Raw genomic sequence first — 25,783 nt, forward strand, 5'->3', positions numbered from 1 at the left:
TATCATGAAGACACTTAAAATAACCGCAGTAGTTTCCCTTTTGGCATTGTTTTCAGTTGGCCAAACCAATGCACAAAACTCCTATGAAAAAGGAATGAAGGGAGCCCTGGAACAATTGTTCTCTGCTGAAGGAGGCAAAGAGAACTGGCAGAATGCAGCCAACAAGTTTGAGCGAATTGCCAACGTGGAAAAGGACAAATGGCAGCCGAACTACTATGCGGCACTGGCGTATGCCTGGATGGCCACAAAAGAAGAAACAATGGTTTTGCAGGATGAAAAAATGAACAGAGCGAGGAAGTTTGTGGAAGCTGGCCTTGAGGCTTCGCCCGACAATGTGGAGCTGATTACTATGCAAGGGTACACCGATATGTTGAGTGTCGCCTTTGACCCAGGAACGAGGGGCCAGACTTTGTCTACGAGAGTTTTTCAGACTTTTGGTAAAGCCATTCAAATGGATCCAACGAATCCAAGAGCCAGGCTTTTTATGGCCCAAATGCAGGACGGCACCGAGAAGTTCTTCGGGCAAAGTAATGAGGCCTCGTGTCAAACCCTTGCCAAAGCAGTGGAGAACTATGGTCGGCAAAAGGATAATGGAGATTTTTCGCCCACCTGGGGACAAGGGGCGGCGGAGCAAATGCTAAAGAACTGCCAGAAGGCCGCCTCCGGAGAAGGCAACTAAAGTAAAGGCCTATCAAATACTTGTAATTTAATGGAGCCTGTTGCACTTTAAGCTTCGTTTGGTTTTGTTCAAAAAACAGAGATGCAGATCACCAGAAAGACTGTTCTTCGGGAGTTAAAGGAAATTACCCTGCTCATTTTGGCAGGAGGCTTAATTGGCGGATACCTTTCCTGTAATTCGTGCTTCAGTGAGTTCAACTCACGCACGCTTGCCATATTCAGCCTCAATGCTTCTTTTTGGCTGTTTTTCTGGAAGGGAAATCAATATCTTTCGGAGTTTATTCAAACACGCATAAGCTGGCTGGAGGCTCCTGGTAAGCGTTTGTGGGTAGGTTTGGTTGTCATGGTAGTGTACACCTTGACTGCGGCATCAATTATCTATTATGTGTTTTATGTAGTGTATTTGGAGAGGGAACTGGCCACATTGTTATCTTCAGGGTTCCTATATAACCTGATCTTTCCCGTGTTCTGCACCATGTTGATCATGACATTTTTGTTTGGCCGGGAGTTTTTCCTTAGCTGGAGGCAAACAGCCATCAATCTTGAAAAACTAAAGTCAGAACAATTGGCTTCCCAATATGAAGCGCTCAAAAGCCAGGTCAATCCGCACTTTCTGTTCAACTCATTGAATGTACTTACGTCGCTTGTTCATCAAGATCCGGACACTGCTGTGAAGTTCATTAAGAAGCTGTCGGAGGTGTATAGGTTTGTGCTGGAGTCAAGAAAGCAGGAGCTGCTAGATCTTTCTACCGAACTCAGGTTTGTAAAAGACTACCTCTTCCTGCAGCAGATTCGGTTTGGTGACAACCTCAAATATGACATAAGTGTTCCTGATGAATATATGCATAAAGTGGTGCCCCCATTGTCAGTTCAAATGCTGGTAGAAAACGCCATCAAGCACAACGAAATTTCACAAGAACATCCGCTGACAATTGCTATTTCCGTTGAAGAGGAAACCTTGCGGGTTTCCAATACCCTTCAGATAAAGCACACCAGGGAGCCCTCTTCCGGAACCGGACTCGACAATATTAAGGACAGGTATGAGTTTCTGAGTGGCAAGAAAGTAATTGTCACACAGGAGAACGGTAAGTTTGAAGTGACCCTACCGCTTTTAACCCTCGATAAAGTTTAATGAAGGTTTTAATAGTTGAAGACGAAAAACTGTCGGCCGATAGGTTGGCCCAGATGGTGAGAAAGATCGAGCCTGACGTTGAGATTCTCGCCCAGATCGATTCGGTGAAGAGAACAGTGGAGTGGTTGGCCAACCAGCCAGCGCCCGACTTGTTGTTTCTCGACATTCAGCTAGCCGATGGACTTAGCTTTGAAATATTTGAGAGGGTAGAGGTGAGGGCTCCAATCATTTTTACTACCGCCTACGATGAATACGCCATCAAAGCCTTCAAAGTGAATAGCGTTGATTATTTGTTAAAGCCCATTGACGATGATGAACTGAAAGCGGCTCTCAGCAAGTTTAACACCTTGACTAAACCATCTGGCGGCTCCTCAGCTTTGCCGATTGATAAGCTGGAAAGTCTTTTGGCGGGGCTTACAAAGACCTATAAAGAAAGGTTTATTATTAAGGTGGGCGACCATCTGAAGTCTGTGGAGGTGGCCGACATAGATCACTTTGTTAGCCAGGAGAAAGCCACTTTTGCCCAAAACCGGGAAGGTAAAAGGTTTATCATTGACTTTACCCTTGATCAGGCCGAAGCGCTGATCGATCCGTTAGTGTTTTTTAGGATAAACAGGAAGTATATCGTGTCGTTCAAGTCTATCAAAGACATTATTGCCTGGTCCAACAGCCGATTGAGGCTGGTGCTGCACAACTGCGACGACACAGATGTTGTTGTTGCCAGGGAAAAAGTAAATGCTTTTAAAATGTGGCTGGATCGTTAAATTTAGAGACCTTTGAATGGTATTTGTACAGATGAAATAAAGGTAAACTAAATGACGTCTTCAGCTAAAAAGGAAACCAGCGGACTACAACGGCAGTTCTATATCATAGCGCTGATAGTTGTAATCATTTGGGTGCTTATGATTACCCGTGGATTACTGGTGCCACTGGCCTGGGCATCTTTTTTTGCCATTTTCATGATGCCTTTTGTAGAATGGATGGAAAGTAAGCGAATGAGGAGGGGCCTGGCAATTATCATCGCCGTACTTTTGCTCACCGCAGTCATAATAGGAATTCTGGCAACGCTTTCAGCGCAAGTAGTGTCCATAAGCAAGGATCTCCCCTCCATTTCCACACGGTTTTCTTCCAGCATCACCAGGGTTCAGCAGTTTATTGTTGAAGACCTGGGCATTGCAGATGATACCGAGGAGCTAAAGAGCATGATAGGCAGTCAACTCGAGGAAGTCGTGAAATGGCTGTTTGGTAATATTTCATCAGTTGGGCAGTCTTTTTTTGACCTTTTTCTAATGCCCATCTACATCTATTTCATTCTCCTGTACCGGGATCTTCCCTCCCGGTTCATCGAAAAAAAATATAGCGAATCAAATCAGGAGACAATCAGGAAGGTCTTTGGCAAAATCCAGAAAGTGCTTCGCAGTTACATTGTAGGTATTAGCTTATTTACAGCTATTACAGCAGCCATGGACATCATTATCTTTCTGTCGCTCGGGCTTGAGTATGCGCTGTTCTTCGCCATTTTGGTGGCCATTCTTAACCTTATTCCTTACGTAGGCAACCTAATTGCAATGATCATTGTGGTGGGCTACGCACTAGTAACCAAAGACTCACTACTCACGCCGTTACTCCTTGTCGGGCTGCTTTGGCTGGCTAACATGATACAGGAAAATGTAATCAGGCCGTGGGTGGTTGGCTCATCAACCGAAATAAACGCTTTTGCTGTTTTCTTATCGTTTATTGTTGGGGCCCTGGTATGGGGCGTATCTGGAATGATACTTTTCATTCCGCTCGTCGGAATTGTGAAAATCATATTGGAAGAGGTACCTTCACTCAATGCCTATGCCATCTTTTTGAAGGAGTGGAATGCCAAGCCTGCCAAAAGCGAAGACTAGGCTTTCTTTTTTTGCGGTGCCAGCAATAGAAAAAAACCGACGGATGTTCCAATTGAAAGAACCCCGCAAACCCACCACAGCGTGGTGAAGTCGAATGCTCTGACAATATTTGTGCCTAACGCAGGTGCCAGTACAAATGCCGCTGAATAGGCAAAAGAGTACATGCCCATATAAATTCCCCGGTTTTTTGGCCCCGACCTTTGTACCGTGTAGGTGGCCATAAACGGCATTGCCATAATCTCGGCGACACTAATGATCAACACTGCCAGGTAAAGGATGGGCTCGCTGTGTAACAGGTTGAGAATAATGAAGGCTAGTCCGTTGAGCAGGCTTCCTATCATCACCAGTCTCCTGATGCTGAATCTCTCACCCACGCTGTACACGATAATCATCTCCAGCAGGAATACGATGAAGCCATTGAGCCCGATCAGCAATCCAATTTGTGACTCAGGCAACTGGTAGACGTCTTTATAATACAGAGGAAGGGTCATGAACAATTGAAAGAACACTGTAGCAAAAGAGAGCACTAACAGAACGAAAAGCACAAATCGCCAATCCTTTAATGCATTGAGAGGGGAAGAAGTAGCTTTTGTTTCGTCCTCTTTCTGTTCGTGCCCTTTTTTGTTTTTGAAATAGAAGAAGAAAAGAATGCCAGCCGATATGCAGGTGATTCCGTCAACAATGAAAAGAAGGTTATATGAGAAGGTGGCCAAAATACCTCCAACCGCTGGCCCAAAAGAATAGCCCAAATTGATCGCCATTCTATTGAGACTGAAAGCCCGTGTTACATTTTCTGGCTTTGCGTAGTGAGCCACTGACGACGAGTTGGCTGGTCGCAGCATTTCCGACACAGCGCTGATAGTGAATATACCAACGCACAAAGGCAAAAAATCGGCCAGATTGGCAACAAAAAAGAACAGACTTCCACCACCCACAAGGCTAAAAAATTGCACCCAAAAATGACCGATTTTATCGGTGAGCCATCCTCCGACAAATGCACCGGTAATAGAGCCAACCCCGAAGAGGCTTAACAGGATGCCAGCCTGCTCTAAATCAAAGCCTAAAGAGGCTGTGAGGTACACACTAAGAAAGGGTACCACCATTGATCCGCTGCGGTTGATCAGCATCACAAGCGCCAAAATCCAGGCTGCTCTTGAGAGCCCACCGAAGGCATTTTTGTAAAGCGTTAGGACTCTAGTCATTCATGTGTATTGACGATGCGATATTCGAAAATTATTCCTTGTTGGGAGTGTAAAATCTCCAATTATTAAAAAATTGAATTATTCAGTAAAAAAATTAATCTATTCGAAGATAATTTAGTCGTTTTTCTTCTTACATTTCTTAGCTTTTAACCTAATTAATCGACCTTATGACTCTTCACTTTATCCTGCTACTGGTAGGATTCGCTATCCTCATAAAAGGGGCTGACTGGATGGTTAGTGGTGCTTCATCCCTCGCTAAAAGAATCAACGTCTCCAATTTGATGATTGGACTTACAGTAGTTGCCTTCGGAACGTCTGCCCCAGAACTCACTGTTAACCTCTTTGCCTCGTCCAGCGGACTGAACGATGCCATGTTCGGCAACATCATAGGGAGTAACATATTCAATTTGTTATTCATCCTTGGAGTTGCCGGCGTTATTTACCCATTGAGTGTGCAGCGGACGACTGTGAAATACGAAATTCCTTACTCTTTGTTTTCTGCACTGCTTCTTTTCTTTCTGGTCAACGACGCCATGTTCTTTGGTGCTGATCACAACTCACTCGGCCGGATAGATGCATTGGTGCTTCTGGTCTTTTTCGGTCTTTTTATGGCTTACATTGTCAGGCAGGCAAAAAACGAAACGCAGCCAGAAGAAGAAATACAAACGATGACCTTGCTAAAATCGGTTTTGTTTGTCACCGTAGGGATTACGCTTTTGGTAGGAGGAGGTAAACTTGTGACGGATCATGCTGTAGCCATTGCAGCAAGCTTCGGGCTGAGCGAAAAGCTGATAGGGTTGACCATTTTGGCAGCAGGCACTTCACTTCCTGAACTGGCCACGTCGGCCGTCGCCGCCTACAGGCGAAATACAGACATTGCCATTGGTAATGTGGTGGGATCCAACATTTTTAACATCCTGCTCATTTTGGGAATCAACGGAGGCATCCGGGAAATTCCCTATAACGCAACGTTGAACATGGATTTCTTTGTGATTTTCTTCGGATCCATTGCGCTGCTGCTTTTCATGTTCACCTTTAACCGCAACAAACTTGACAGAGTAGAAGCTGTGATGTTTCTGGTGGCATTTGTTGGCTATACGGGCTTCCTGATCTACCGCAACTAGATCAGGCCAATTCTCTCAAATCCACAGGTACCACTCTTGACACACCTTGCTCTATCATGGTGATACCGTAGATGATGTCGGTGCTTGACATCGTGCGCTTGTTGTGTGTCACTATGATGAATTGAGATTCCTTACTGAACGTTCTGATGATGTTATTGAACTTGTCAATATTGGCATCATCGAGAGGGGCATCCACTTCATCAAAAATACAGAAGGGAGCTGGCTTCAGCAGGTATATCGAGAAAAGGAGGGAAATAGCCGTCAACGTTTTTTCACCACCTGAAAGCTGGTTGATGGTCAATGGCCGCTTGCCTTTTGGCTTGGCCATGATCTCAATCGGACTTTCCAACGGGTCGTCGGGATTGAGTAGCTTCAGCTCGCAGTCATCTTCTTCTGTGAAGAGAGATCGGAATACTTTGATAAAGTTGTCCCTGATCTTCTCGAAAGCATCGAGAAAGGTTTCCCTGGCCACAGCGTCGATTTCGCCTATAGTACTGATCAGCGACTCCTTGGCTTTGATCAGGTCATCTTTTTCTTTGATGATAAAGTCGTAGCGCTCTTTGATTTCCTCGAAGGCCTCCATGGCCATGGGGTTGATGGGGCCAATATTGTCAATTCTGGTCTTGAACCTGGAAACTTTCTCACGAAGCTCTTCATCCGAAATGTCGGCAAACGGATTCTCTTTCACTTCTTCTCCTTCTACCGGAGCTTGCTCCTTCAGCAAATCGTCGAGGTCAATGTTGAATTCGACGGAAAGACGCTCTTTTACAGCGCTCAGTTGTAGTTTAGTTTCATTTAGCTGGTTTTGGAATTCCATCAGCATCAGGTCGGTACTTTCCCTGCGACGTTGAATCTCCCTGCTCTCTTTCTCCAGCTCATCTATCAGCCCACGACTGCTGTAGTATTCTTTTTCTGCTTCATTAACGCCTACTTCTATCGCTTCCCTTTCGGAGTACATGGCCACCAACTCATCGTCATTCATCTCCGCTTTTTCCACGAGAGCTTTAATTTCTTCCTCGGTTTGCTTCAGCTCACTTTGGTTGCGCTCAATCCTTTCTTTGGAGCTTTCGTAGGTGTTTTCCTTGAAGCTGATTTCCTGAGCGATGCTCGCTACCTTGTTCTCCTGCTGGTGGTAAGAAATGTTTTCCTGGTTGAATGCTGCCGACTTTTGACTTAAGATTTCTTGAAAGACCTGTAGTTCACTGTTCTTTGAAGCCAGGTTCTCTTCGTCGCTTTTTTGCAAGTCTTGTTCACGCTCTGCTTTTGGTTGCAGGGTGCGCAATTCTTCGGTAAGCACCTCAATCCTGTCGATAATGTCTTCCCTCTTAGTGGTGTTGGAGGTGAGCATTTTCGAAAACTGCTCCTGCTTGGTTCTTATAGAAACATACTCCTCGTTGATCTGATTCAGGTCGGGAAGCAGCGCTTCAATTCTCTCCTTCTTGCTGGAAGCTTTCAGCGCATTCAGGTCGGCTTGATTGCTTTCGATACTCTGCTGAATTTCATCCAACTTTTTGTTGAGCGCTTTTATTTCAACAGCGAGTTTTTCAAGGTTCTTGGCACGACCAATCCTTTTTCCTTCAAAAAGGCCCACTGCTCCGCCTGATATGGAATAGTGACGACGGGTAACCTTTCCATTTTTTGTTATGAAAATAGCATCATCTACATCTGGCAGGTCGGTGTGGTGGTTGGTAGAGATGTAAACGTTGTCAAGAATGAAGCTGACAAGCTTCTTGTATTTGCCGTCAAACTCCACCACCTCAGTGGCCGGAATAGCGTTCTGAATGATCTTGGTGCTGGTAGGTTTGAACTTGTCAAACTTTTCCAGAATGAAGAAATGGGCCTTGCCTTTGGCAGCGTCGCTCAGCAAGTTGATCGCCTGATAGGCATTAGCCTCACTCTCTACTATATAGTAGTTCATGTAAGGCTCGAGAAAATTCTCGATCGTCACCCTGTATTCTTCTGGGCAAGTGATAACATCGGAAAGGAGGGGAGCATCTTTTCCCCAGGAAGAGTTCTTTTTCAGGAATTTGATAGCTTCAGGGAAGCCTTCCAAGTTTTCGACCAGCGATTTGGTGAGCGCATACTCATTTTGCCGGGCATCAAGCTTACGGCTCACCTGGGTGCCTTCCTCTTTGATGACTTCCAGCGTTTTGCTTATACTCTCAATTCTACTTTGAACAGCTTCTTCTTCCGACTTAAGCTTGTCGATTTCTTTTTGTCTTTCGGCCCTCAGTTCACCTACTTCCTGCAACTTAATTTCAAACTCTTCCAGGTTGGCCGATTGCTCCGTCGTGTCGGAAGCTGCTTTGTCCAGTTCCTGCTTGAGCGTGGATAGCTGGATTTGTTTGATCTCCAGGTCTTTGGTAAGCTGATACACCTCTTCCCTGCTTTGCCGGAAGTTGCGGTTGAGGATGTTGACTTCCTCCTGAAGAGCCGCTGTTTCTGTTTTCTGGTGGTCATACTCACCTTTGAGCCGGTCGAGCTTCGCCGCTACTTCCGATAGGATCTTATCGGCTACCTGCTTTTCCTTGGTAAGACTTTCAATAGAAAAGGATGCCCGCTCGTTGCTTTTCCTGTCCTGCTCAATTTGCTCTCTGAGGTTTTCATTTTTGTCATTCAGGAAGCGGAGCCTTTCGTTCTTGATTTTCTTCTCGCTTTCGTACGACCTTATCTTACCTACATGTTCATTCAGCGCTTTTTGTCTTGAGCTGAGCTGCTTTTCTTTGGCTATCAAATCGGCCTTAGACTTCTCAATAGCCGCTTCTTTCTCCGCAAGCTGCCGGTTCAGACTTAGCTTCAGGTCGTTTTCAGTCTCTATTTTGCTCTTTCCATCCCGAAATGATTGCTGATGTTTTTCAACTGTTTTCCTGGCGAGGGCTATGCTGGCCTCTTTGTATTCCTCTTTAATTTTATAGTATTGCTGCGCCTGACGGGCCTGTTTTTCAAGGCTTTTCAGGTTTTTTTCTATTTCAAACAGAAGGTCTTCCACCCTGGCAAGATCAGCATCGGTGTCGCTGAGCTTCCGCAGCGTTTCCTTCTTCCTTACTTTAAATTTCGAAATACCAGCTGCTTCTTCAAAAAGACCACGCCTTGAGTTGTCTTTGTCATTGAGGATATCGTCGACCATCTTAAGCTCGATAATGGCATAGCTGTTTGACGCTATCCCAGTATCAAGAAAAAGATTGGAAATGTCTTTCAGTCGGCAGGTAACACCATTCAATTCATATTCGCTTTCACCCGACCTGTAGTAGCGACGGGTGATGGTGACCTGAGAATATTCGGTAGGAAGGAGGTTTTTAGTGTTGTTGAAGGTGAGAGAAACCTCGGCAAGGTTGGTAGGCTTTCTTTTTTTTGTTCCGTTAAAGATCACATTCTCCATTTTGTCGGAACGGAGCATGCGTGACCTTTGTTCGCCAAGTACCCAGCGAATGGAATCGACCACATTGGACTTGCCGCAGCCATTTGGACCAACGATGCCGGTGATGCCTTCATCGAAGTTGATCACCACTTTATCCCCAAAGCTCTTAAACCCCCGAATCTCAAGTTTCGTCAACTGCATGCGGCAAAAATATTCATTAACCTTTAAATGTTATCAACAAAATGGGGCTCAAAGGGGGCTAGTTATCAACATTACGCTGATACTTGTCCTCTTTTTTGGGGCAGACAGCAAAAATAACATTCAATGACTTATATTTGAGGTATATGGATAGAGACGTCATCATTTACATTGTTATGGCCATTATTTATTTTGTGGTCAGAAACCTGAAGAAGAAGCCAAAAGCGCCTGAGGTTCAGGAAAGAAGGTCTCAAAGCGATGATGACTATGAAAGCCAGCCGGAGCCGACATCCACGCCACCCATGAGCTTCGAAGACCTGCTGAAGGAGCTGACCAGCGGAGGTAAAACTGCTCAAAAGCCACCCCAGCAACCAGCGCCTGAGCCCAGCCGCTCTTTCGAATTTCCGTCTGACGGAAAAAACTATGAAGACGTACATGATGAGTGGGAAGACAAGGAAATTGCCACAGTGAAAGAGGGTAGCCACACCAGGCTTTTTTCTGATGAAGAAACAAAAAGAATTTATCAGGAATCAATCCATATCGATCACAGCAAAGACGACGAGCTTTCAGCGCAGCTTGAAAGAGCCAAAAGCAGGTTCAAGGAATTTGAGATCAAAGAAGAGGACAATTCAGCTTTTCGGGACGAAATTGTAGATATGCTTTCCGATCAGCACGGTGCCAAGAAGGCCATCATCCTTGGCGAAATTCTCAACAGAAAGTATTGATCAGAAGCTGGTGAAACAGTAGGCAATAATGTTGGCGCCCATTTGCAGGGCTTTTTGCCGTACAGTCTCCGGGTCGTTGTAGATCGATTGATCCTCCCAGCCATTTCCCAGATCGCACTCGTAAGAATAAAAGCAAACAAGCCTTCCTTCATAAATAAGACCATACCCCATGGGGGCTTTGCCGTCGTGTTCATGGATTTTGGGTAGACCTTCAGCAAATTGGTATTTCTGGTGGTAAATGGGATGTGAAAAAGGAAGCTCTATAAACTCCAGTTCAGGAAACACCTTCTTCATTTCGAGGCGCACAAACTGATCGAGACCATAATTGTCATCGATATGCAAAAAGCCACCTGAAACAAGGTATTCCCTGAGGTTGGTTGCTTCCGGATCGGAAAAGAGCACGTTGCCATGCCCAGTCATGTACACATAGGGATACAAGAAAATCTCAGGACTGCCTACGTCAACAGCGTCTTCGGAAGGTGCAAGGGCCGTGCCCAGGGTTTCGTTACAAAATTTAGCCAGGTTGGGCAGTGCAGTCTTATTGGCGTACCAGTCGCCACCCCCGTGATATTTCAGCTTGGCAATTTTCATAGTATTGTCCTGCTGGGCGAGAGCCCCGAAACCCAACATGACAAGTGCCAAAAAGGAAACTTTCTTCATAACTACTAAAAAAGAGACGTTAGCTTATCAACGGTGAGTCCGTTGAAATCGTTTATCACAAGGTCTGAATGGCTGATTTCATGTGCTGGATGGGTTGTAGCCAGTCCAATCACTTTTGCTCCTGCGTTCTTTCCAGCTTCAATCCCCGATAGGGCATCTTCTAACACGATGGAATCTTCGGCTTTTGCACCAAGCTTTTCTGCCAACTTCAAATACACTTCTGGAGCAGGCTTGCCCACGCTCACTTCACTGCCATTTACTATTGCAGCAAAGTACTTCCGAAGATCAAGCCCGTCTAATGTGAAGGCAATATTCTCAGGAGGCGCTGAACTACCAACGCCCACGGCAATCCCGGCATCCATGGCCAGGCGCAAGAAATTTACCAAGCCGGGAGTTGGTTTTTGATGTGGAGCATATAGCTGTCTGTAAATCTCCTCTTTTTCGGCACCAAGGGACTGGATCACATCTGGGTTTTTTTCATCAGGGAAGAAGTGGGCCATGGTAGCCGAAATGGTCCTTCCGTTGATGTGTTTTTTATACTCGACTTCGTCAAGGTGGAAGCCATGTCGCTTTGAAAACTCCATCCACGCTTTCAGGTGAAATTGGTGATTGTCGACGATCACTCCGTCCATGTCGAACAATAAGGCGGCTGGCTTCATGTATTTGCGTGGTTAAATAGCGCTGGGCGTAAAATTAGCCGAGCGAATGGCGGTTCCAAATCATCTTCGTATATTTTCGCAAAAAGACAACACATGAACCCATACCTAGGAGAATTTATTGGAACGATGGTCTTGCTCTATTTTGGCAACGGAGTGAACGCCGCCACCACACTTAAAGGAAGTTATGCACAAAATGCAGGTTGGCTCACCATCTGTATTGGCTGGGGGCTTGGGGTAACGCTCGGTATTTATGCTGTAGGCGGCATTAGCGGAGCTCATTTAAATCCCGCTGTTACGCTTGGCTTGTATGCAGCAGGTGAGTTTCCTGCCGACATGATAGCAGGGTATATGCTTGCTCAAATGGCTGGTGCTTTTTGTGGAGCCTGTTTAGCGTATTTTCATTTCTTGCCTCACTGGAAAGCCACAGAAGATGCCGCTGCCAAACTGGGAGTGTTTTCGACTGGTCCGGCTATAAAGAGCACGAGCGCTAACGTACTTTCTGAGTTTATGGGCACTTTTATCTTAATCTTTGCGATTTTGTTCATCGGTGCGAATGAGTTCACGGAGGGATTGAACCCATTGGTAGTAGGAGGGTTAATCACTGCAATTGGTTTGTCGCACGGAGGAACCACAGGTTTCGCTATCAATCCAGCCAGAGACCTGGGACCGAGAATAGCCCACGCCGTATTGCCTATCCATGGTAAGGGCGTATCTAACTGGGGGTATTCGTGGGTGCCTGTGCTGGGGCCTCTGGCGGGAGGGGCGACGGGAGCAGCTCTTTATAAATTCTTATTTAACGATGAGGTGAGCATGTTTTTGTCTGCTGGGGTAATCTTTTTTGCTATTATTGTCACTCTCAGCCTGCTGGAAAACAAGAAGCTATAGAACATTATATCTCAATCTACTACCAACACAAATCGTAAACATGGGAATTTTAAAAGAATTCAAGGACTTTGCCATGAAAGGCAATGTGATTGACCTGGCCACCGCAGTAATCATTGGTGGGGCATTTGGAAAAATTGTTTCATCACTTGTAAATGACATCCTGATGCCGCCAATAGGGATGCTGCTTGGTAATGTCAACTTCCGGGATCTAAACGTCGTTATTCAGGAGGCAGTTGGTGAGAAGGCAGCTGTAACAATTAATTACGGTGCTTTTACCCAGACTGTGATTGATTTCATTATCATTGCCTTCTCCATTTTTATGGTTATTAAAGGCTATAAACGAATGGAGAAGAAAAGAGAGGAGGCACCAGCGCCAGCAGGCCCGCCGACACCAAGCAATGAAGAAAAATTACTTACTGAGATCAGAGATTTGCTGAAAGCTCAGAAGTAACCGCTCCGCTCCAAAATTATATCGGCTGTAAGGAAACGTTGAATTGGATTCAACGTATTATCTTGCTGTCGATTCTTTTTTTAATACAAACGAGTATGCTGAAACTTCAATTGAAAGGAGCCGTTGCGCTGGCGCTGCTCTGCTTTTTAAACTACCAAACAGAGGCGCAAGCCATATTGAACAAAGTGAAATCAGCAGCCAAGAACAAAGCTGCCAACGCCATTTTTGGTGACAATGACGCACCGTCTACACCCAGTGTTTCTGAAGGTGATGAACGATCTGGGCGACCTATGAATAACACGTCCGGAGGCCTTATCACAACCCCGCCCGATGTAGGAAAGAGCATTGCAACTGCCGAGTCTTCATTTTCTGCTAAGAAATATGGCGAAGCCAGGTATGCACTACAACAGGCCATTGTGGGGATAGAAATGGAAATGGGCAACAAGGTAATGGAGTCTCTTCCTGAAAAAGTGGCTGGCATAGCCTTTGTCAAGGAGAGCGATAAGGTCACAAGTACCGGAATGGCTTTTGTCGGGTTAACCATTTTCAGGGAATACTACAACAACGACAAAGCCATAGATATAACTGTTGCCAATAATTCTTCCTTACTCATGTCGGCCAATATGTACCTGGCCAATCCGGCTTATACTTCAGGTCAGGAGAACATCAAATCAGTGACGGTGCAGGGTTTTAAGGGTGTGTTGGAGTTTTCCGAATACGATGGTTACAAACTGTCGGTGCCTCTCGGGCAGACAAGCATAGCGATCATGAAAATGGTAAATTTTGCTGACGAATCAGCTGCGCTAAAAGTATCGGACGCCTTTGATTTGGCGGGCATTCAAAAACAGTTGGGCGATAAGATTAACTAAGATTTAAGATGAAGAAGATATATATACTTGCATTGATAGTAACCGTGTTTGGCCTTACTGCTAGTGCGCAAAATGATTTTACTGCATCAACAGCTACTGCAATGAATGAGTATAAGGCTGGCAATTTGGAAGAAGCTCGGTTTGCCCTACAGCAGTCGCTGGCTGAGGTGGATAAGGAGATTGGAAAGGAGATTCTGGAAATACTGCCCAAAAGTATTGCTGGTTTTTCGTTTGTTGAGGCAAACGATAATGTCTCCGGCAACTCTTCGTCTTTTGGGGGATTGTTTGTTCACCGTGATTATGGTGACACCACCAAGTCGGTCGCCATTGACTTGATGGACAACTCGCCCATGCTGGCCGGTATTAACAGTCTTTTGGCTATGCCTATGATTATGAATAGTTCGGATGGTAGCCAGAAGGTGGTTAAGGTGAGCGGGTATAAGGCACTTTTGCAAAGAAAAGATGCAACACAAGCTGTAGGAGGTTACACTCTTCAGATTCCCTTCAATCAGTCGCTGTTCACCGTGGACTTTGATGGGGCCTTTACCGAAAGTGAAGTCACTAGTGCTGCCAATGCTATGCCAATTTCGGAAGTAGCTAAACTGACATATTAGCTTTTATGCCTTATTCTTGGTCAGGTAGGTTCCGTAGGTGCTTACCTTTCCTCAAACAGATTGCGCATGACAAAAGCCCTGGATAGGGTAAAGCACCTATTTTTTTACATTAATTTTAATAGATAGAGGTTAATTCTATATATTTGCCCGGCGATTACCACCAATATTCCTGCAGCTTTTTATTCACCAGCAAAAAGTGGCGCTTTGTTACATGGAACTCCTTTCGAAAGGAAAACGAATGGGTTCAAATAATAAAAGGCCGTGTTTAAAAAGAATCTTTTCTAGATGGTATTAATTTTTAATTGCTTAGACCTATCGACTAAAACAGGAGTATGGATATATTAGACCTTATTTCGTTGCTGATTTTCCTGTCAGCTGCCTTCACTCTAGTAAATATCACCTACCTTAAACTACCGCATACCATCGGTTTGATGGCTATTGCGCTTGTGATGTCTGTCGTGATATTACTGCTTGGCTTGATTTTCCCTTCAGTAAGTGACCTGGCTATCCAAATCATGGAGGATTTCGACTTCAAAGAAGTGCTCCTGAATGTCATGCTGAGCTTTCTGCTCTTTGCTGGCGCCATGTCGATTAACCTGCGAATGCTTTTGCAGGAAAAGTGGCCCATTTTGATTTTGGCGACCATTGGTGTGCTTGTGTCTACCTTTATTGTAGGCACGCTGATGTATTACGCTTTCACCTTTGTAGGATTTGAAATCACGCTGGTGCACTGTTACCTTTTTGGTGCACTGATATCGCCTACAGATCCTATTGCAGTCCTAGCCCTGGTCAAAAAAGCCAATCTTTCCAAAAACCTGGAAATTAAGATAGCAGGAGAATCCTTGTTCAACGATGGTATTGGCGTTGTTGTGTTCCTCACCATTATGGGAATTGACGAAAGAGGAGGAGCCGATTCGTTTGATGCACTTGAGGTGGCGGGACTATTTGCGAGAGAAGTAATTGGCGGATTGGGTATTGGAGCTGTTTTTGGCTACATGGGCCTCAAACTACTCGACTTCATCGATAATGATCATGTGGAGCTTGAGGTGTTGGTAACCCTTTCTATGGTGCTGGTTTGCGCCAGGCTTTCAGAAATGCTCCATGTATCCGGCCCACTGGCAATGGTAATCATGGGACTATTTGTGGGCAACGAGGGCAGGGGAGATGAGTTTGCCAGTGCCACGGGAGAATACGTGTATAAATTCTGGCACTTGCTCGATGAATCATTGAACGCCATTCTGTTCATTTTGGTCGGCTTCGAAATGATAGTTATCAGTCAAAGTTTTGTGGTCGATTATTTTGCACTCGGACTAATGTCAATTTCGATTGTACTGGCTGCCAGGTTTATCGGCGTGGCCTTGCCGATAGGCATTATGAAACGTTTCCGACACTTTGAAAAGAACACCGTAGCTATCCTCACATGGGGAGGGTTAAGGGGCGGATTGTCAGTAGCAATGGCTCTTTCTCTTCCCGATTCTATCGCTGAAAAGGATCTTATACTTTCTTGTACCTATTGTGTGGTTGTGTTCTCCATACTTGTACAAGGTTTAACCATTGGAAAACTTATAAAGTCATAGTGATTTTCATTTACTTTGTAGTGTTTTTAGCATAGTAACATTAATTATAAAATGAGATTAAGTTTAGCAGAAGGACTATTGTTAATTGCCCTTGATGACAATGAGGGCAGGTTGTTGGCAGATGCCGAAAAAGGCATCATAGACGCTTTGGTTGCCGCAGGGATTTTTGAACTGAACTTGCTGCGTAAAATTGGTTTTGAGGGAGGTAAAATCACCATCAAAGACACGACTTCCTCAGGCAACAAAATACTCGACCACATACTGAGCAGCGTCGGCCAAGGGGGCAAATCAGTAAAGGACACAGTTGTGAGCCTTGCACCTCAAATGAGATCTCTCTATGAGATGTGTATCGATTTACTGATTGGCAGAGGTATTTTGAAGAGAGAAGCAACCCGCTTGCTTTGGATACCTATTTCTGAGCGTATGGACAATGCGAATTATGCCTACGAGAAGGAAATCAGAGATTCGTTAAAGTCAATTGTATTGAAAGGAGTGAAGCCAACTCCGGCATTCGTCATTCTTGCTTCATTGCTGGGGAGTCTGGAGATTCTTGACGAAGTGTTTAGCGACAAAGATGAGCTTATCGATGCCATCAAGTTTGCTAAAGACTCGGTTCATTCAGGTGGATTGCCTCCTGAAGTTGCCAGTTCTCTGGAGGAGGTAAAAGAGCACATTGCGGCGCTTTAAAAGGAAAACTACTTGTCGATCTTAAGTGGTCTGCCGACGACGACAGATGAGTCGTAAACGGTAGGTACATAGGGAACATCGGGGTTGTAGATATGAATCGGGTTTCTACAATTCCCTTTGTGTGCCATAAAGCCAAACCCTTCATGCGGGTGATTTCTGTCCATCATCAGCATCAGATATTCGCAGTTGTCGACCATGATCACAGTGAAGTGATATTCTCCCTCCTCACGAATTTCCCCCATGGAGATGCTGGTCTCTGGATTAGCATCTCTGTTTTCACATCCTAAGAGGACAAGTGAAGCCAAAGCCAGCGATAGTCGTGCGATTTTGAATGCCTTCATAGGATCATAGTTTTTTAACATAGCCTTCGTCAATCTGGAAGACATTGCGGAGGGCTTGATATGACTTCTTGTTGAGGATCATAATCATATAATCTCCCATTTCTATTTTCTGCTCATCAGTTGGGTTTTTAAGGAGCTTCCGCTTGCCACCAGCCTCCAGTTTGCTCAAGCCGATCAGGATTACATTGAATCGCTTTTTGATGTCAAAAAACACTGCCTGATAGGGTTTGTTGAGGTATGGATTCTTTTCGGTTACAATCAATTGCTTGATATCGTAGTCTCCGTCAGTTTCAGCAATCGACATGATGTCTTCGCTGTATTCAGCCACATCTGGCTCAAACATGTAGCTGGCAAGTAGCTTGGAGGCTATTTCGTTTTTGGAGATGGTGTTTGTTACTCCTGCCGTTAGGAATGTGTTGCGCAGGTTAGCATTGTCAAGTGTCACAACAAAACGTAAGCTGGAGTACAGCTTTTTCAAATTCAGTACATAGACCAGTTTCTCTGTGTCATTTTCAAAGTTAATGAACACGATTGAAGAGTCTTCAATATTCGCTTTCGACAACATATCGAGGTTTTGATAGTCAGCATAAAGCGTGTAGATGTTTTGTCTGGCGCTCCGGTACTTCTCCTTAATAATATCGATGTCAGTGGCTTTGTCAGTTATGATAGCTACTTTTTTCCCTACCCCAACGAGCTGATCTGCGACAGCTTTTCCAAAATCGTTCCATCCAATGATAATAGCATGATCTTCGAAGGAAGTGCCGCCATAGCCCAATTTGCTATTTTCTTTAATAGTTGTCATAAGTGTTGTGAATTGACCAATTAAAAGACCATAAATACCCAGGCTTATAAAGAGGAATATATAGCCAATAATTCTTCCATAAATAGTTATTGGATAGATGTCTCCGTAACCAACGGTAGTTAGTGTGACTATTGAGAACCAGATGGCATTTGAAAAGTTTGTTATCGAGGCCTGATTGCTGTCATTTTCGAATTCCACCAGCAGAGCTATCAGGATAAAATAGATCGCTAGCCCTCCTGCAATTTCAAGGCCATGTTTTAGGTGTTTATTCTGTTGATCTCTAGCAGCCACTTTTGGTCGATTAGCTCGGAACTGTCTTCCGCATTTTTTAAGGTATCAGGTTGTTAAAATATGACTTATTGCTCTACTGATCAAAACGATTGATGTAATTTTTCAAGTCGCTGATAGAGACAATGCCGAGCTGATTTGCCAACTCCTCTCTCATCATCAGGGCAGTTGTATTGTTGAACCCAAACGAAGGCAGCATTACAACACCAAAGTCTTCTTTTAATTCTCTATTGGTAAAAGTATGAATCTTTTCCGGTGATTGAAGCAAGGAGTCAATAACAGTTTTGTCGGGCTGAACGAAAACCAGCAAAGCTGTGCCTGTGTATTCGGGATAAAGCTTGATGTCGCCGCTAAGGAAGGCATCGAAAAGTAGCTTGGTGCCTCCGAAGCCTAGCTTTAGATCGGTTCGGTAGGAGGTAGTGGCTTCGATGTACCTCGAAAGAAAAGCTGCCAGGATGTAGCTTTCCGTGAAAGCTTTGGAGCCAATAACCAGCTTTTCTTTGCCGGACGCAGAACGATTGTTAACAAAAACTCCCTTTGTTACTGCTGAAAGCAGGCTATCGGCAGCCTGCTCGATGGTGAACTCATGCTGATCGACCTTCAGGTTAAGGTACGCAATCAACTCCTTTGGTATCTTGCCCTCCAGCTTTTCAAGAGAAGCTTCCAGCAGTGGATACTCTTTGAGCGTTGCCAGCTTGACAATGGGTGCGGCATAGTAGGGCGGAAAATAATGCAGGTCGTCCTCCAGTACCCGGAGGTTGTAGGACTGAATTCTGCCATCAGTGGTGAAGCCAGCAATAACGTCGGCTTCCTGGTTCTTCAGCGCTTCGTACATCAGTGTTATTTCCAGCTCTAATGCTGGTAGTTGCAGGTCATAAGCTTCGCTTAGCCCAGGCCAGCCATCAGCCCTGTTCATAAATTCCGAGTTGAAGCCAGCGACCAGGCCTACTTTATTGTTGGTTTGACTCAGGCTGGCCCAGACGGGGTAGATGCCTACCACAATAGCCATTCCCGCAATAAATGGCCACAACCTCTTTCTTACATTTTTCTGCACAAGCGATAGTGCATAGTCCAGAGAAATGGCCAATAGAGACGCCGGAATGGCTCCGGCAAGGATCATGGGTGTAGAATTGAGAGTGATCCCCCTAAAAATAAACTCTCCAAGTCCCCCGGCACCAATAAGTGCGCACAAGGTAGCTACACCAACATTGATTACCGTGGCTGTCCGGATTCCGGCAAAAATCACCGGCAGCGCCAGGGGAAACTCTACTTTCGCCAGCAACTGATAGCGGGTCATCCCCATTGATATGGCTGCCTCTCTGATATTTGCATCAATGTTCTGAATGCCCGTGTAGGTGTTCCTTACAATAGGTAGCAATGCGTAGAGGAACAGCGCTAAAATGGCAGGCAGCTTTCCAATGCCAAGGAAGGGAATGAAAAAGCCAAGCATGGCAAGGCTTGGGATGGTTTGCATGACTCCGGTGACACCAATGAAAAAGCCTGCCAATTTCTGATTCCTGGTGAGACCCAATCCAAGACTTATTCCGGCTACACAGGATAGAAAAATGGAGATCCCCGAAAGCCACAAGTGCTCCATTGTTTGCTCACCTATTTCGCCAATATTATCTTTTAGAAACTCGATCATCAGTCTGCTACCAGTTGGCTTTCGAATTTGAGAAATGAAGCTTTTAAGTCGCCCACAAATGCATGCCCTACAAGCCCGCTGTCGTCGATTATTTTTACTTGTTGTTGGTCAGAATTTACCATAGAAAATATCCGGCTGAACGGCTTTTCATCTATATGACAAATCAATACCTCTTCTGCGGAGTCCTTCGCAAATGCCAGAAAGGAAATGACTTCTGAAAGTGCCACTTGCGAAAGTTTGAGCGACCATGCATCTTCCCCAATGAAGCCCTTAACCAGGTTGCTCGTTGAATTGAATAGAAAGTTTCTGGGTGTGGCTTTTTCAATGATTTTCCCCTCGTCAATGAGTGCTACCTCATCACCCAGATAGAAAGCCTCTTTGACGTCGTGAGTGACCACGATCTTCGTCATTTCTTTGAAGATGCTAAGGTGTTGAAAGTCGGACTGTATCTCCTTTCTTATGATTGGGTCTAGCGCTCCGAAAGGCTCGTCCATAAGAAGCAACGATGGGTTGGCGGCGAGAGCCCTGGCTACACCGATTCGTTGCTGCTGCCCACCGCTCAACTCATGCGGGTACCTCGAGGCGAACTGTTGCGGTAGTCCCATGTGCTCCAGCAGCTCCGATACCCTTGAGGAGATTTTGTCTTTTGGCCAGTCGATTAAAGCCGGCACGGTCGCTATGTTTTGGGCGACAGTCCAGTGCGGAAACAAGCCAATAGCCTGGATCACGTAACCAATGTTCCTGCGGAGTTCCTCCACTGACCGGTTGGCAATGTTTTCTCCGTCGATGAGAATATTTCCTTCATCGGGTTCAATCAACCTGTTGATCATTTTCAGGAGAGTGGTTTTGCCGGAGCCACTCTTGCCGAGTAGCACCAGCGTTTGCCCTTTCGGAACAAAAAGAGAAACATTGTTGACTACAGGTTTTTTGTGGTAGAGTTTAGTAATATTGACCAGTTCGACCATTATTTTACTTTCGGTAAAAGTGAAATTAGGTCATTCACCTACTCTTTGCAATCAAGGCTTGTATCTTTAGTCAAAAAGCCCCTTTTTAAGAATTCATTTAAGAGACCGTTAACTGAAATGAACAGACATACGTATGATTTTGGAGTGATTGGAAATTGCGCTTTCACAGCCCACATCCACAAAAACACTAACATAGTTTGGATGTGCTGGCCAAGATTTGACTCCAGCTTCATTTTTGGAAGTCTGGTTGACGAAGAAAAAGGAGGGGAGTTTTCTGTAATCCCATGTGAACCAAATGCAACTTTTAATCAGTACTATATTGAGAACACCAATGTGCTTTGTACTGAGGTGGAAGCCGCTGACGGTAAATTTCTTGTAACTGATTTTGCGCCCAGATTCTACCAGAACGACAGGTATTACAAGCCGTTGATGATGGTAAGAAAAATTGAACCGATTCAGGGAAATCCAAGGATAAAGGTGGAGTGTGAGCCCAGAGGTGACTACGGAAAAATAGTGCCAGAACAAAGCCAGGGAAGCAATCATATCAGGTTTTTGGGCCTCGACGGCAATGTGAGATTGACAACAAATATCCCACTTACCTATGTAATGGAGGATGAGGCGTTTGTGCTGAATGAAACCAAATACCTTGTATTTACTTTTGGCCCCCCACTTGAAGCCCCTTTGGTAGCAACTGTAGAAACTTTTTTGAGCCGTACGATTAACTATTGGAGAAATTGGGTAAAGAGCACGTCGATCTATGATTTTTACCAGTCTCAGGTGATCAGGTCAATGCTCGCTTTGAAGATACATCAATACGAAGATACGGGCGCCATTTTGGCTGCCACTACAACCAGTTTGCCTGAAGCTCCCGGTACTGGCCGAAACTGGGACTACAGATTCTGCTGGATGCGGGATACCTACTATACCCTCACTGCTTTTAATAGTATTGGTCACTTTGAGGAGTTGGAAAAATACTTCCAGTATATTCTTAATACAAGCGCTACACACAAAGGCCGACTTCAGCCCCTTTATGGTATTAGTGAGAGCTCTAATTTGATTGAAGAGATACTGCCACTCAAAGGTTACATGGGCAATGGGCCGGTTAGGATAGGTAACGATGCCTATACGCATATTCAGAATGACGTTTATGGGCAGGTGCTGGTTTCCCTCTTGCCATTGTACACCGATCGTCGGTTTATAGGAAAGGAGCGTTCCGATTCATTGAAGCTCGTTTATCAAGCCCTTGAAATGATCGAAAACACCATGGACGAGCCGGATGCAGGCCTGTGGGAGTTCCGTAATCTGGCGCAGAAACACTGCTACACCTATCTGTTTCACTGGGCAGGGAGCGCTGCTGCAGTCAAGATAGCCAAGCACAACGGCGATCAGGTAATGGGAGTGAAGGCTCAGAAGCTGATGGAAAGGTCAGCCAAAAAAATAGAAGAGTGTTATGTGCCGTCAAAGAAAGGATATGCCCAGGCCATTGGTGTCGAAAGGATGGATGCCAGTACCTTGCAGCTCATCATGATGAATTATTTTCAAGGAGACACCAAGCGGGCCAACGACCACCTGATGGCCCTGGAGGCTGAATTGAAGGGGAAAGGTGGCTTGTTTTACAGGTATAAGCACGTGGACGACTTCGGTAGCCCAGAAACCACTTTCCTTATTTGCGCCTTCTGGTACGTAGAGGCCTTAGCTTGCGTAGGCCGTCTGGATGAAGCGATCAAGACTTTTGAAAACACAATTGCTTATGCCAACCATGTGGGACTGCTGAGCGAAGATGTGGCAGAAAGTGATGGGAGCATGTGGGGCAATTTCCCACAGGCTTATAGCCATGTGGGACTCCTGAATGCCGCTAACAGAATTGCGAGAAAGCTGGATAGCCCTAGTTTCCTTTAAACAATATCCGCTAGTTGTTTTAATAGCTTGCGTACGTCTTCAACGGACGGGATATTGAATTTGGCTGCAGAATAGGTGCTGCCTACTTTTATGGAGTATGCCTTGTCGGGCATGCTCTTGAAGGTGTCCTCGTCGGTCCAGTCATCGCCCACGGCGAGTACAAAATCGCTTGGGAATTTTTCCAGCCAAAGTGTGGCAGCCCGGCCTTTGTTAATTTCAGCATTTTTCACTTCCACCACTTTGTTGCCTTCCAAAACATTCAGCGGCATATTGGCAGTGATGTATTTCAGGTGGCTGGTCAGCTCACGTGTTCTGAGCTCGCCAAGCCCGGTTTCTACCTTTCTGTAGTGCCAAACCAGAGAGAATTCCTTTTCTTCAACAAATGAGCCCGGCGTCCTGTTAACGTACCCTTCCATCACTTCCATGATGTTTCTTTTCCAGGAAGCATCCATGGCAGCAATAGTTTCCCATTCAGAGCTGATTTCTCTCAGCCACGCACCATGCTCTGTAATGAAGTCGACGGGGTATCGGCCCAACCAGCCTTCCAGTGTTTGCCTGTCACGGCCACTGATGATGACCACCCTGTTCTTTTTGTTCGCCGTTAGCGACTTGATAATACTGTGAAGTTCGGCGTCAGGAATCGCATGCTGAGGGTTGCCAGAAAAACCAGTCAATGTGCCGTCGTAATCGAGGAAGATAAGCCTGGTGGAGGCCTTTTTGTAGTCTTTGAACAGCTTTTGCGAAGTTTCCTTGTCCACAAGTTTCGTTTCGAGACTTTTTTGCTCAGCTTTTACCAGCCCAAGCCGGTCGAAAAACAGATTGACCCAATGGTGAATATTGTACCGCTTGAGCGACTCCTGCATGCTGGTCATCCGGGTAATTTGCTCGCCTTCAGGCATCGTTAACGCCTGATGGATCGCTTCTACCTGTTCCTCCATATCGTTAGGATTGATGAGGATAGAATCGGAGAGCTCTTTTGATGCGCCCGCCATTTCGCTAAGGATAAGGACGCCTTTTTTGTCGAGTTTGCTGGCGATGAATTCTTTGCACACCAGGTTCATGCCGTCTCTCATAGGCGTTACCAAAGCAACATGGGCCATTCTGTAGAAAGCCGATAAAGATGAAAGTTCAAATGACCTGTAGAAGTAATGAATAGGTGTCCAGGCAAGTCTGCTGAATTTTCCGTTGATTCGGCCAACCAACAGGTCAATTTCCTCTTTCAGTTGCTTATACATTTCCACCTGATCTCTGGAAGGTACTACTATCATGACAACAGATACTTTGTCTCGCCATTCGGGATATCGTTCCAGAAACATTTCGAAGGCCCGAAGTCGTTGAGGGATTCCCTTTGAATAATCAAGTCTATCAATGGAAAGCACAAGTTTTACATCTCCCAGCGAGGCTCTGAACTTCACCTCTTTCGTAAGTGTGTCGGGGTGGGAGGCTTCGCTGGCGTATTTGTCGTAGTCAATACCCATGGGCAATGCATCGGCCATTACTATTCGGTTATTGACCGTCATTTTGCCATTTGAATTGCCAAAACCTGCCAACCTGTTTACCGACGACAGAAAGTGCCGCATATCGTCATAGGTATGAAAGCCGAGAAAATCGGAGCCCAGCATGCCAAGAAGCAGCTCACGGCGCCAGGGCAACAGCCTGAACGACTCGAAAGAAGGGAAGGGGATATGGAGGAAGAAACCAATGCTAATCCGTGGAAACATTTCACGAACCATCTGAGGCACCAGCAGTAGCTGATAGTCGTGAATCCAGATGGTGTCATCGGGTGAAGCAATTTTGGCTATTTCTTTGGCAAACTTTCTATTGACCTTTTGGTAGGCTTTCCACAGACCGGTGTTATAGACAGCGAACTGATTGAAATAGTGAAAGTTGGGCCAGAGCGTTTCATTACTAAACCCCTCATAAAACTCCTCAATCTCCGTTTGAGTGAGAAATACGGGTGCCATGTTGTCTTTCTTGAGCTGGGCTGTGATTTTCGCCTTGTCTGATTCTTTCTTTATCGGTTGCCCAGGCCACCCCAGCCAAATATTGTTTCCCTTCTTGTAGATAGAGCCCAGGCCTGTTGCCAGGCCTCCTTCGCTTGGTCTTGTCTTAAATTCATTCTTTTCAACTTTGATTTTGACCGGAAGACGGTTAGAAACAATAATGGTTTTTGGCATACTTAGAGGCTGCTTATTTTGTAGATCACTAATATACAAAGAAAGGCAACGCCAAAAGAGTAAAGCTTTCTAAAACTCAATTTTTAGCTCTATTATTATAAAAATAGCAATTATTACTCTCTTCGTTAGGGAATAACTAACCGAAACTACTTTTTGTTGAATCCCCGAAGTTTTATTTCGGTCAGCCTTTTCTTCGTGTCCATTGGGAAATCTCCCCTCATCATCCAGTCGTAGTAGGAGGGTTCCTGACTGAAAATGTCTTCAACTGCACGGCCTTTGTGCTTTCCAAAATTGAACACCTCAGTGCCTGCATCGTTCCTGACAATTCTGCCTGCCAGGTCGACCATGTTACTGGCTGTGATTTCGTGCAAAGCAGCCACGTCGTTGGCTACTTTTCCCAGATGCTCCCCACGAGTGCTGACTACTTCCTGCCCTTCGTATCTTTCTACCTGAGCCAAAAGTACTTCCAGAGTGGCCATGGTGTCGGCTTCAGCACTGTGTGCGTCCAGTAGTTCCTTTCCGCAGTAGAACTTATAAGCTGCTGCCAGTGTCCTCTTTTCCATCAGGTGAAAAATTTTCTGAGCATCCACGAGCTTCTTTTTACTTGGATCGAAGTCAACGTCCACTCTCAGAAACTCTTCCACAAGCAACGGCACGTCGAACTGCAAAATATTGAAGCCGGCCAGGTCGCATCCTTCCAGAAAGGCAGCGTACGACTTGGCCACTTCCTTAAATATTGGGGCGTCTTTTACGTCATCATCATAAATGCCATGGATAAGGCTGCTTTCAAGCGGGATAGGCATCTGCGGATTGATCCTCTGTGTTTTCGTAACTCTTTCCCCGGAGGGAAGTAGTTTCACAATGGAAATTTCTACAATCCTGTCGTTCGAAATATTGATCCCGGTTGTTTCCAGGTCAAAAAACGCCAGGGGGTTCTTAAGTTTGAGTGTCATTT

General features: G+C 45.3%; 23 protein-coding genes. 13 read left to right on the plus strand and 10 right to left on the minus strand.

Features of this window, described 5'->3' with window-relative positions; translation table 11 throughout:
• Positions 1 to 4 precede the first annotated feature (4 nt).
• The 4 genes from GC130_RS18875 (at position 5) to GC130_RS18890 (ending at position 3,702) form a co-directional block, all read left to right on the plus strand.
• The gene (locus tag GC130_RS18875) at positions 5 to 679 is read left to right on the plus strand and encodes a hypothetical protein (protein WP_151999909.1); all 675 of its coding nucleotides are present in this window, start codon (positions 5 to 7) and stop codon (positions 677 to 679) included.
• Positions 680 to 760: 81 nt separating this feature from the next.
• Positions 761 to 1,810, plus strand: a complete 1,050-nt coding sequence (locus tag GC130_RS18880; RefSeq protein WP_151999910.1) for a sensor histidine kinase — start codon at positions 761 to 763, stop codon at positions 1,808 to 1,810.
• Complete coding sequence (locus GC130_RS18885) at positions 1,810 to 2,574, plus strand: LytTR family DNA-binding domain-containing protein (protein WP_151999911.1); 765 nt, start codon at positions 1,810 to 1,812, stop codon at positions 2,572 to 2,574. The genes GC130_RS18880 and GC130_RS18885 overlap by 1 nt, the downstream gene beginning before the upstream one ends.
• 51 nt (positions 2,575 to 2,625) lie before the next feature.
• On the plus strand, positions 2,626 to 3,702 hold the full coding sequence (locus tag GC130_RS18890; RefSeq protein ID WP_151999912.1) for an AI-2E family transporter: 1,077 nt from the start codon (positions 2,626 to 2,628) through the stop codon (positions 3,700 to 3,702).
• On the opposite strand, the gene GC130_RS18895 is transcribed toward GC130_RS18890, so the two are convergent.
• Positions 3,699 to 4,904 carry an MFS transporter gene (locus tag GC130_RS18895; protein ID WP_151999913.1) on the minus strand — a complete coding sequence of 402 codons (1,206 nt, stop codon included), beginning with the start codon at positions 4,902 to 4,904 and terminating at the stop codon, positions 3,699 to 3,701. The genes GC130_RS18890 and GC130_RS18895 overlap by 4 nt on opposite strands.
• A gap of 167 nt (positions 4,905 to 5,071) precedes the next feature.
• Here GC130_RS18895 and GC130_RS18900 point away from each other — a divergent pair, with 167 nt between their 5' ends.
• Positions 5,072 to 6,028: a calcium/sodium antiporter gene (locus GC130_RS18900; RefSeq protein WP_151999914.1), complete on the plus strand. Its 957-nt coding sequence runs from the start codon at positions 5,072 to 5,074 to the stop codon at positions 6,026 to 6,028.
• A 1-nt stretch (position 6,029) separates the two neighbouring features.
• On the opposite strand, the gene smc is transcribed toward GC130_RS18900, so the two are convergent.
• Complete coding sequence (gene smc / locus GC130_RS18905; RefSeq protein WP_151999915.1) at positions 6,030 to 9,587, minus strand: chromosome segregation protein SMC; 3,558 nt, start codon at positions 9,585 to 9,587, stop codon at positions 6,030 to 6,032.
• A 143-nt stretch (positions 9,588 to 9,730) separates the two neighbouring features.
• On the opposite strand from smc, the gene GC130_RS18910 reads away from it, so the two are divergent.
• Positions 9,731 to 10,309 (plus strand): hypothetical protein, encoded by a 579-nt coding sequence (locus GC130_RS18910; protein ID WP_151999916.1) that lies wholly within the window; start codon positions 9,731 to 9,733, stop codon positions 10,307 to 10,309.
• Here GC130_RS18910 and GC130_RS18915 read toward each other — a convergent pair whose 3' ends face one another.
• Positions 10,310 to 10,969, minus strand: coding sequence for a DUF4159 domain-containing protein (locus GC130_RS18915; RefSeq protein WP_151999917.1), 660 nt, complete (start codon positions 10,967 to 10,969; stop codon positions 10,310 to 10,312).
• A 5-nt stretch (positions 10,970 to 10,974) separates the two neighbouring features.
• Positions 10,975 to 11,628 carry an HAD family phosphatase gene (locus GC130_RS18920; RefSeq protein ID WP_151999918.1) on the minus strand — a complete coding sequence of 218 codons (654 nt, stop codon included), beginning with the start codon at positions 11,626 to 11,628 and terminating at the stop codon, positions 10,975 to 10,977.
• A 93-nt stretch (positions 11,629 to 11,721) separates the two neighbouring features.
• On the opposite strand from GC130_RS18920, the gene GC130_RS18925 reads away from it, so the two are divergent.
• The 6 genes from GC130_RS18925 (at position 11,722) to GC130_RS18950 (ending at position 16,711) form a co-directional block, all read left to right on the plus strand.
• Positions 11,722 to 12,513, plus strand: coding sequence for an MIP/aquaporin family protein (locus GC130_RS18925; protein ID WP_151999919.1), 792 nt, complete (start codon positions 11,722 to 11,724; stop codon positions 12,511 to 12,513).
• A 40-nt stretch (positions 12,514 to 12,553) separates the two neighbouring features.
• Positions 12,554 to 12,964: a large-conductance mechanosensitive channel protein MscL gene (gene mscL / locus GC130_RS18930; RefSeq protein ID WP_151999920.1), complete on the plus strand. Its 411-nt coding sequence runs from the start codon at positions 12,554 to 12,556 to the stop codon at positions 12,962 to 12,964.
• A gap of 95 nt (positions 12,965 to 13,059) precedes the next feature.
• Complete coding sequence (locus GC130_RS18935; RefSeq protein WP_151999921.1) at positions 13,060 to 13,833, plus strand: hypothetical protein; 774 nt, start codon at positions 13,060 to 13,062, stop codon at positions 13,831 to 13,833.
• Between the two features lie 8 nt (positions 13,834 to 13,841).
• Positions 13,842 to 14,447 (plus strand): hypothetical protein, encoded by a 606-nt coding sequence (locus tag GC130_RS18940; protein ID WP_151999922.1) that lies wholly within the window; start codon positions 13,842 to 13,844, stop codon positions 14,445 to 14,447.
• 332 nt (positions 14,448 to 14,779) lie between these two features.
• Complete coding sequence (locus GC130_RS18945) at positions 14,780 to 16,024, plus strand: sodium:proton antiporter (RefSeq protein ID WP_151999923.1); 1,245 nt, start codon at positions 14,780 to 14,782, stop codon at positions 16,022 to 16,024.
• A gap of 51 nt (positions 16,025 to 16,075) precedes the next feature.
• Complete coding sequence (locus tag GC130_RS18950) at positions 16,076 to 16,711, plus strand: GPP34 family phosphoprotein (protein ID WP_151999924.1); 636 nt, start codon at positions 16,076 to 16,078, stop codon at positions 16,709 to 16,711.
• Between the two features lie 8 nt (positions 16,712 to 16,719).
• Here the strand turns inward: GC130_RS18950 and GC130_RS18955 are convergent, their stop codons facing one another.
• From GC130_RS18955 to GC130_RS18970, 4 genes are all read right to left on the minus strand, one after another.
• Positions 16,720 to 17,052, minus strand: coding sequence for a hypothetical protein (locus GC130_RS18955; RefSeq protein WP_151999925.1), 333 nt, complete (start codon positions 17,050 to 17,052; stop codon positions 16,720 to 16,722).
• Positions 17,053 to 17,056: 4 nt separating this feature from the next.
• Positions 17,057 to 18,145, minus strand: a complete 1,089-nt coding sequence (locus tag GC130_RS18960; protein WP_226940548.1) for a TrkA family potassium uptake protein — start codon at positions 18,143 to 18,145, stop codon at positions 17,057 to 17,059.
• A 73-nt stretch (positions 18,146 to 18,218) separates the two neighbouring features.
• The gene (locus tag GC130_RS18965) at positions 18,219 to 19,787 is read right to left on the minus strand and encodes an ABC transporter permease/substrate-binding protein (protein WP_151999926.1); all 1,569 of its coding nucleotides are present in this window, start codon (positions 19,785 to 19,787) and stop codon (positions 18,219 to 18,221) included.
• Positions 19,787 to 20,752 (minus strand): ABC transporter ATP-binding protein, encoded by a 966-nt coding sequence (locus tag GC130_RS18970; RefSeq protein WP_151999927.1) that lies wholly within the window; start codon positions 20,750 to 20,752, stop codon positions 19,787 to 19,789. The genes GC130_RS18965 and GC130_RS18970 overlap by 1 nt, the downstream gene beginning before the upstream one ends.
• Positions 20,753 to 20,869: 117 nt before the next feature.
• Here GC130_RS18970 and GC130_RS18975 point away from each other — a divergent pair, with 117 nt between their 5' ends.
• Complete coding sequence (locus tag GC130_RS18975) at positions 20,870 to 22,651, plus strand: glycoside hydrolase family 15 protein (protein WP_151999928.1); 1,782 nt, start codon at positions 20,870 to 20,872, stop codon at positions 22,649 to 22,651.
• On the opposite strand, the gene GC130_RS18980 is transcribed toward GC130_RS18975, so the two are convergent.
• Positions 22,648 to 24,828 (minus strand): bifunctional alpha,alpha-trehalose-phosphate synthase (UDP-forming)/trehalose-phosphatase, encoded by a 2,181-nt coding sequence (locus tag GC130_RS18980; RefSeq protein ID WP_151999929.1) that lies wholly within the window; start codon positions 24,826 to 24,828, stop codon positions 22,648 to 22,650. The genes GC130_RS18975 and GC130_RS18980 overlap by 4 nt on opposite strands.
• 146 nt (positions 24,829 to 24,974) lie before the next feature.
• Positions 24,975 to 25,781 carry a 3'-5' exonuclease gene (locus GC130_RS18985; protein WP_151999930.1) on the minus strand — a complete coding sequence of 269 codons (807 nt, stop codon included), beginning with the start codon at positions 25,779 to 25,781 and terminating at the stop codon, positions 24,975 to 24,977.
• Positions 25,782 to 25,783: the final 2 nt, after the last annotated feature.

It is taken from the genome of Imperialibacter sp. EC-SDR9, from assembly GCF_902498805.1.
Lineage (GTDB): Bacteria > Bacteroidota > Bacteroidia > Cytophagales > Cyclobacteriaceae > Imperialibacter.

Excerpts from the sequence above, each read along its gene's own strand:
- GC130_RS18875 (WP_151999909.1), top strand. The coding sequence starts at position 5 with ATGAAGACACTTAAAATAACCGCAGTAGTTTCCCTTTTGGCATTGTTT.
- GC130_RS18880 (WP_151999910.1), top strand. The coding sequence starts at position 761 with ATGCAGATCACCAGAAAGACTGTTCTTCGGGAGTTAAAGGAAATTACC.
- GC130_RS18885 (WP_151999911.1), top strand. The coding sequence starts at position 1,810 with ATGAAGGTTTTAATAGTTGAAGACGAAAAACTGTCGGCCGATAGGTTG.
- GC130_RS18890 (WP_151999912.1), top strand. The coding sequence starts at position 2,626 with ATGACGTCTTCAGCTAAAAAGGAAACCAGCGGACTACAACGGCAGTTC.
- GC130_RS18895 (WP_151999913.1), bottom strand. The coding sequence starts at position 4,904 with ATGACTAGAGTCCTAACGCTTTACAAAAATGCCTTCGGTGGGCTCTCA.
- GC130_RS18900 (WP_151999914.1), top strand. The coding sequence starts at position 5,072 with ATGACTCTTCACTTTATCCTGCTACTGGTAGGATTCGCTATCCTCATA.
- smc (WP_151999915.1), bottom strand. The coding sequence starts at position 9,587 with ATGCAGTTGACGAAACTTGAGATTCGGGGGTTTAAGAGCTTTGGGGAT.
- GC130_RS18910 (WP_151999916.1), top strand. The coding sequence starts at position 9,731 with ATGGATAGAGACGTCATCATTTACATTGTTATGGCCATTATTTATTTT.
- GC130_RS18915 (WP_151999917.1), bottom strand. The coding sequence starts at position 10,969 with ATGAAGAAAGTTTCCTTTTTGGCACTTGTCATGTTGGGTTTCGGGGCT.
- GC130_RS18920 (WP_151999918.1), bottom strand. The coding sequence starts at position 11,628 with ATGAAGCCAGCCGCCTTATTGTTCGACATGGACGGAGTGATCGTCGAC.
- GC130_RS18925 (WP_151999919.1), top strand. The coding sequence starts at position 11,722 with ATGAACCCATACCTAGGAGAATTTATTGGAACGATGGTCTTGCTCTAT.
- mscL (WP_151999920.1), top strand. The coding sequence starts at position 12,554 with ATGGGAATTTTAAAAGAATTCAAGGACTTTGCCATGAAAGGCAATGTG.
- GC130_RS18935 (WP_151999921.1), top strand. The coding sequence starts at position 13,060 with ATGCTGAAACTTCAATTGAAAGGAGCCGTTGCGCTGGCGCTGCTCTGC.
- GC130_RS18940 (WP_151999922.1), top strand. The coding sequence starts at position 13,842 with ATGAAGAAGATATATATACTTGCATTGATAGTAACCGTGTTTGGCCTT.
- GC130_RS18945 (WP_151999923.1), top strand. The coding sequence starts at position 14,780 with ATGGATATATTAGACCTTATTTCGTTGCTGATTTTCCTGTCAGCTGCC.
- GC130_RS18950 (WP_151999924.1), top strand. The coding sequence starts at position 16,076 with ATGAGATTAAGTTTAGCAGAAGGACTATTGTTAATTGCCCTTGATGAC.
- GC130_RS18955 (WP_151999925.1), bottom strand. The coding sequence starts at position 17,052 with ATGAAGGCATTCAAAATCGCACGACTATCGCTGGCTTTGGCTTCACTT.
- GC130_RS18965 (WP_151999926.1), bottom strand. The coding sequence starts at position 19,787 with ATGATCGAGTTTCTAAAAGATAATATTGGCGAAATAGGTGAGCAAACA.
- GC130_RS18970 (WP_151999927.1), bottom strand. The coding sequence starts at position 20,752 with ATGGTCGAACTGGTCAATATTACTAAACTCTACCACAAAAAACCTGTA.
- GC130_RS18975 (WP_151999928.1), top strand. The coding sequence starts at position 20,870 with ATGAACAGACATACGTATGATTTTGGAGTGATTGGAAATTGCGCTTTC.
- GC130_RS18980 (WP_151999929.1), bottom strand. The coding sequence starts at position 24,828 with ATGCCAAAAACCATTATTGTTTCTAACCGTCTTCCGGTCAAAATCAAA.
- GC130_RS18985 (WP_151999930.1), bottom strand. The coding sequence starts at position 25,781 with ATGACACTCAAACTTAAGAACCCCCTGGCGTTTTTTGACCTGGAAACA.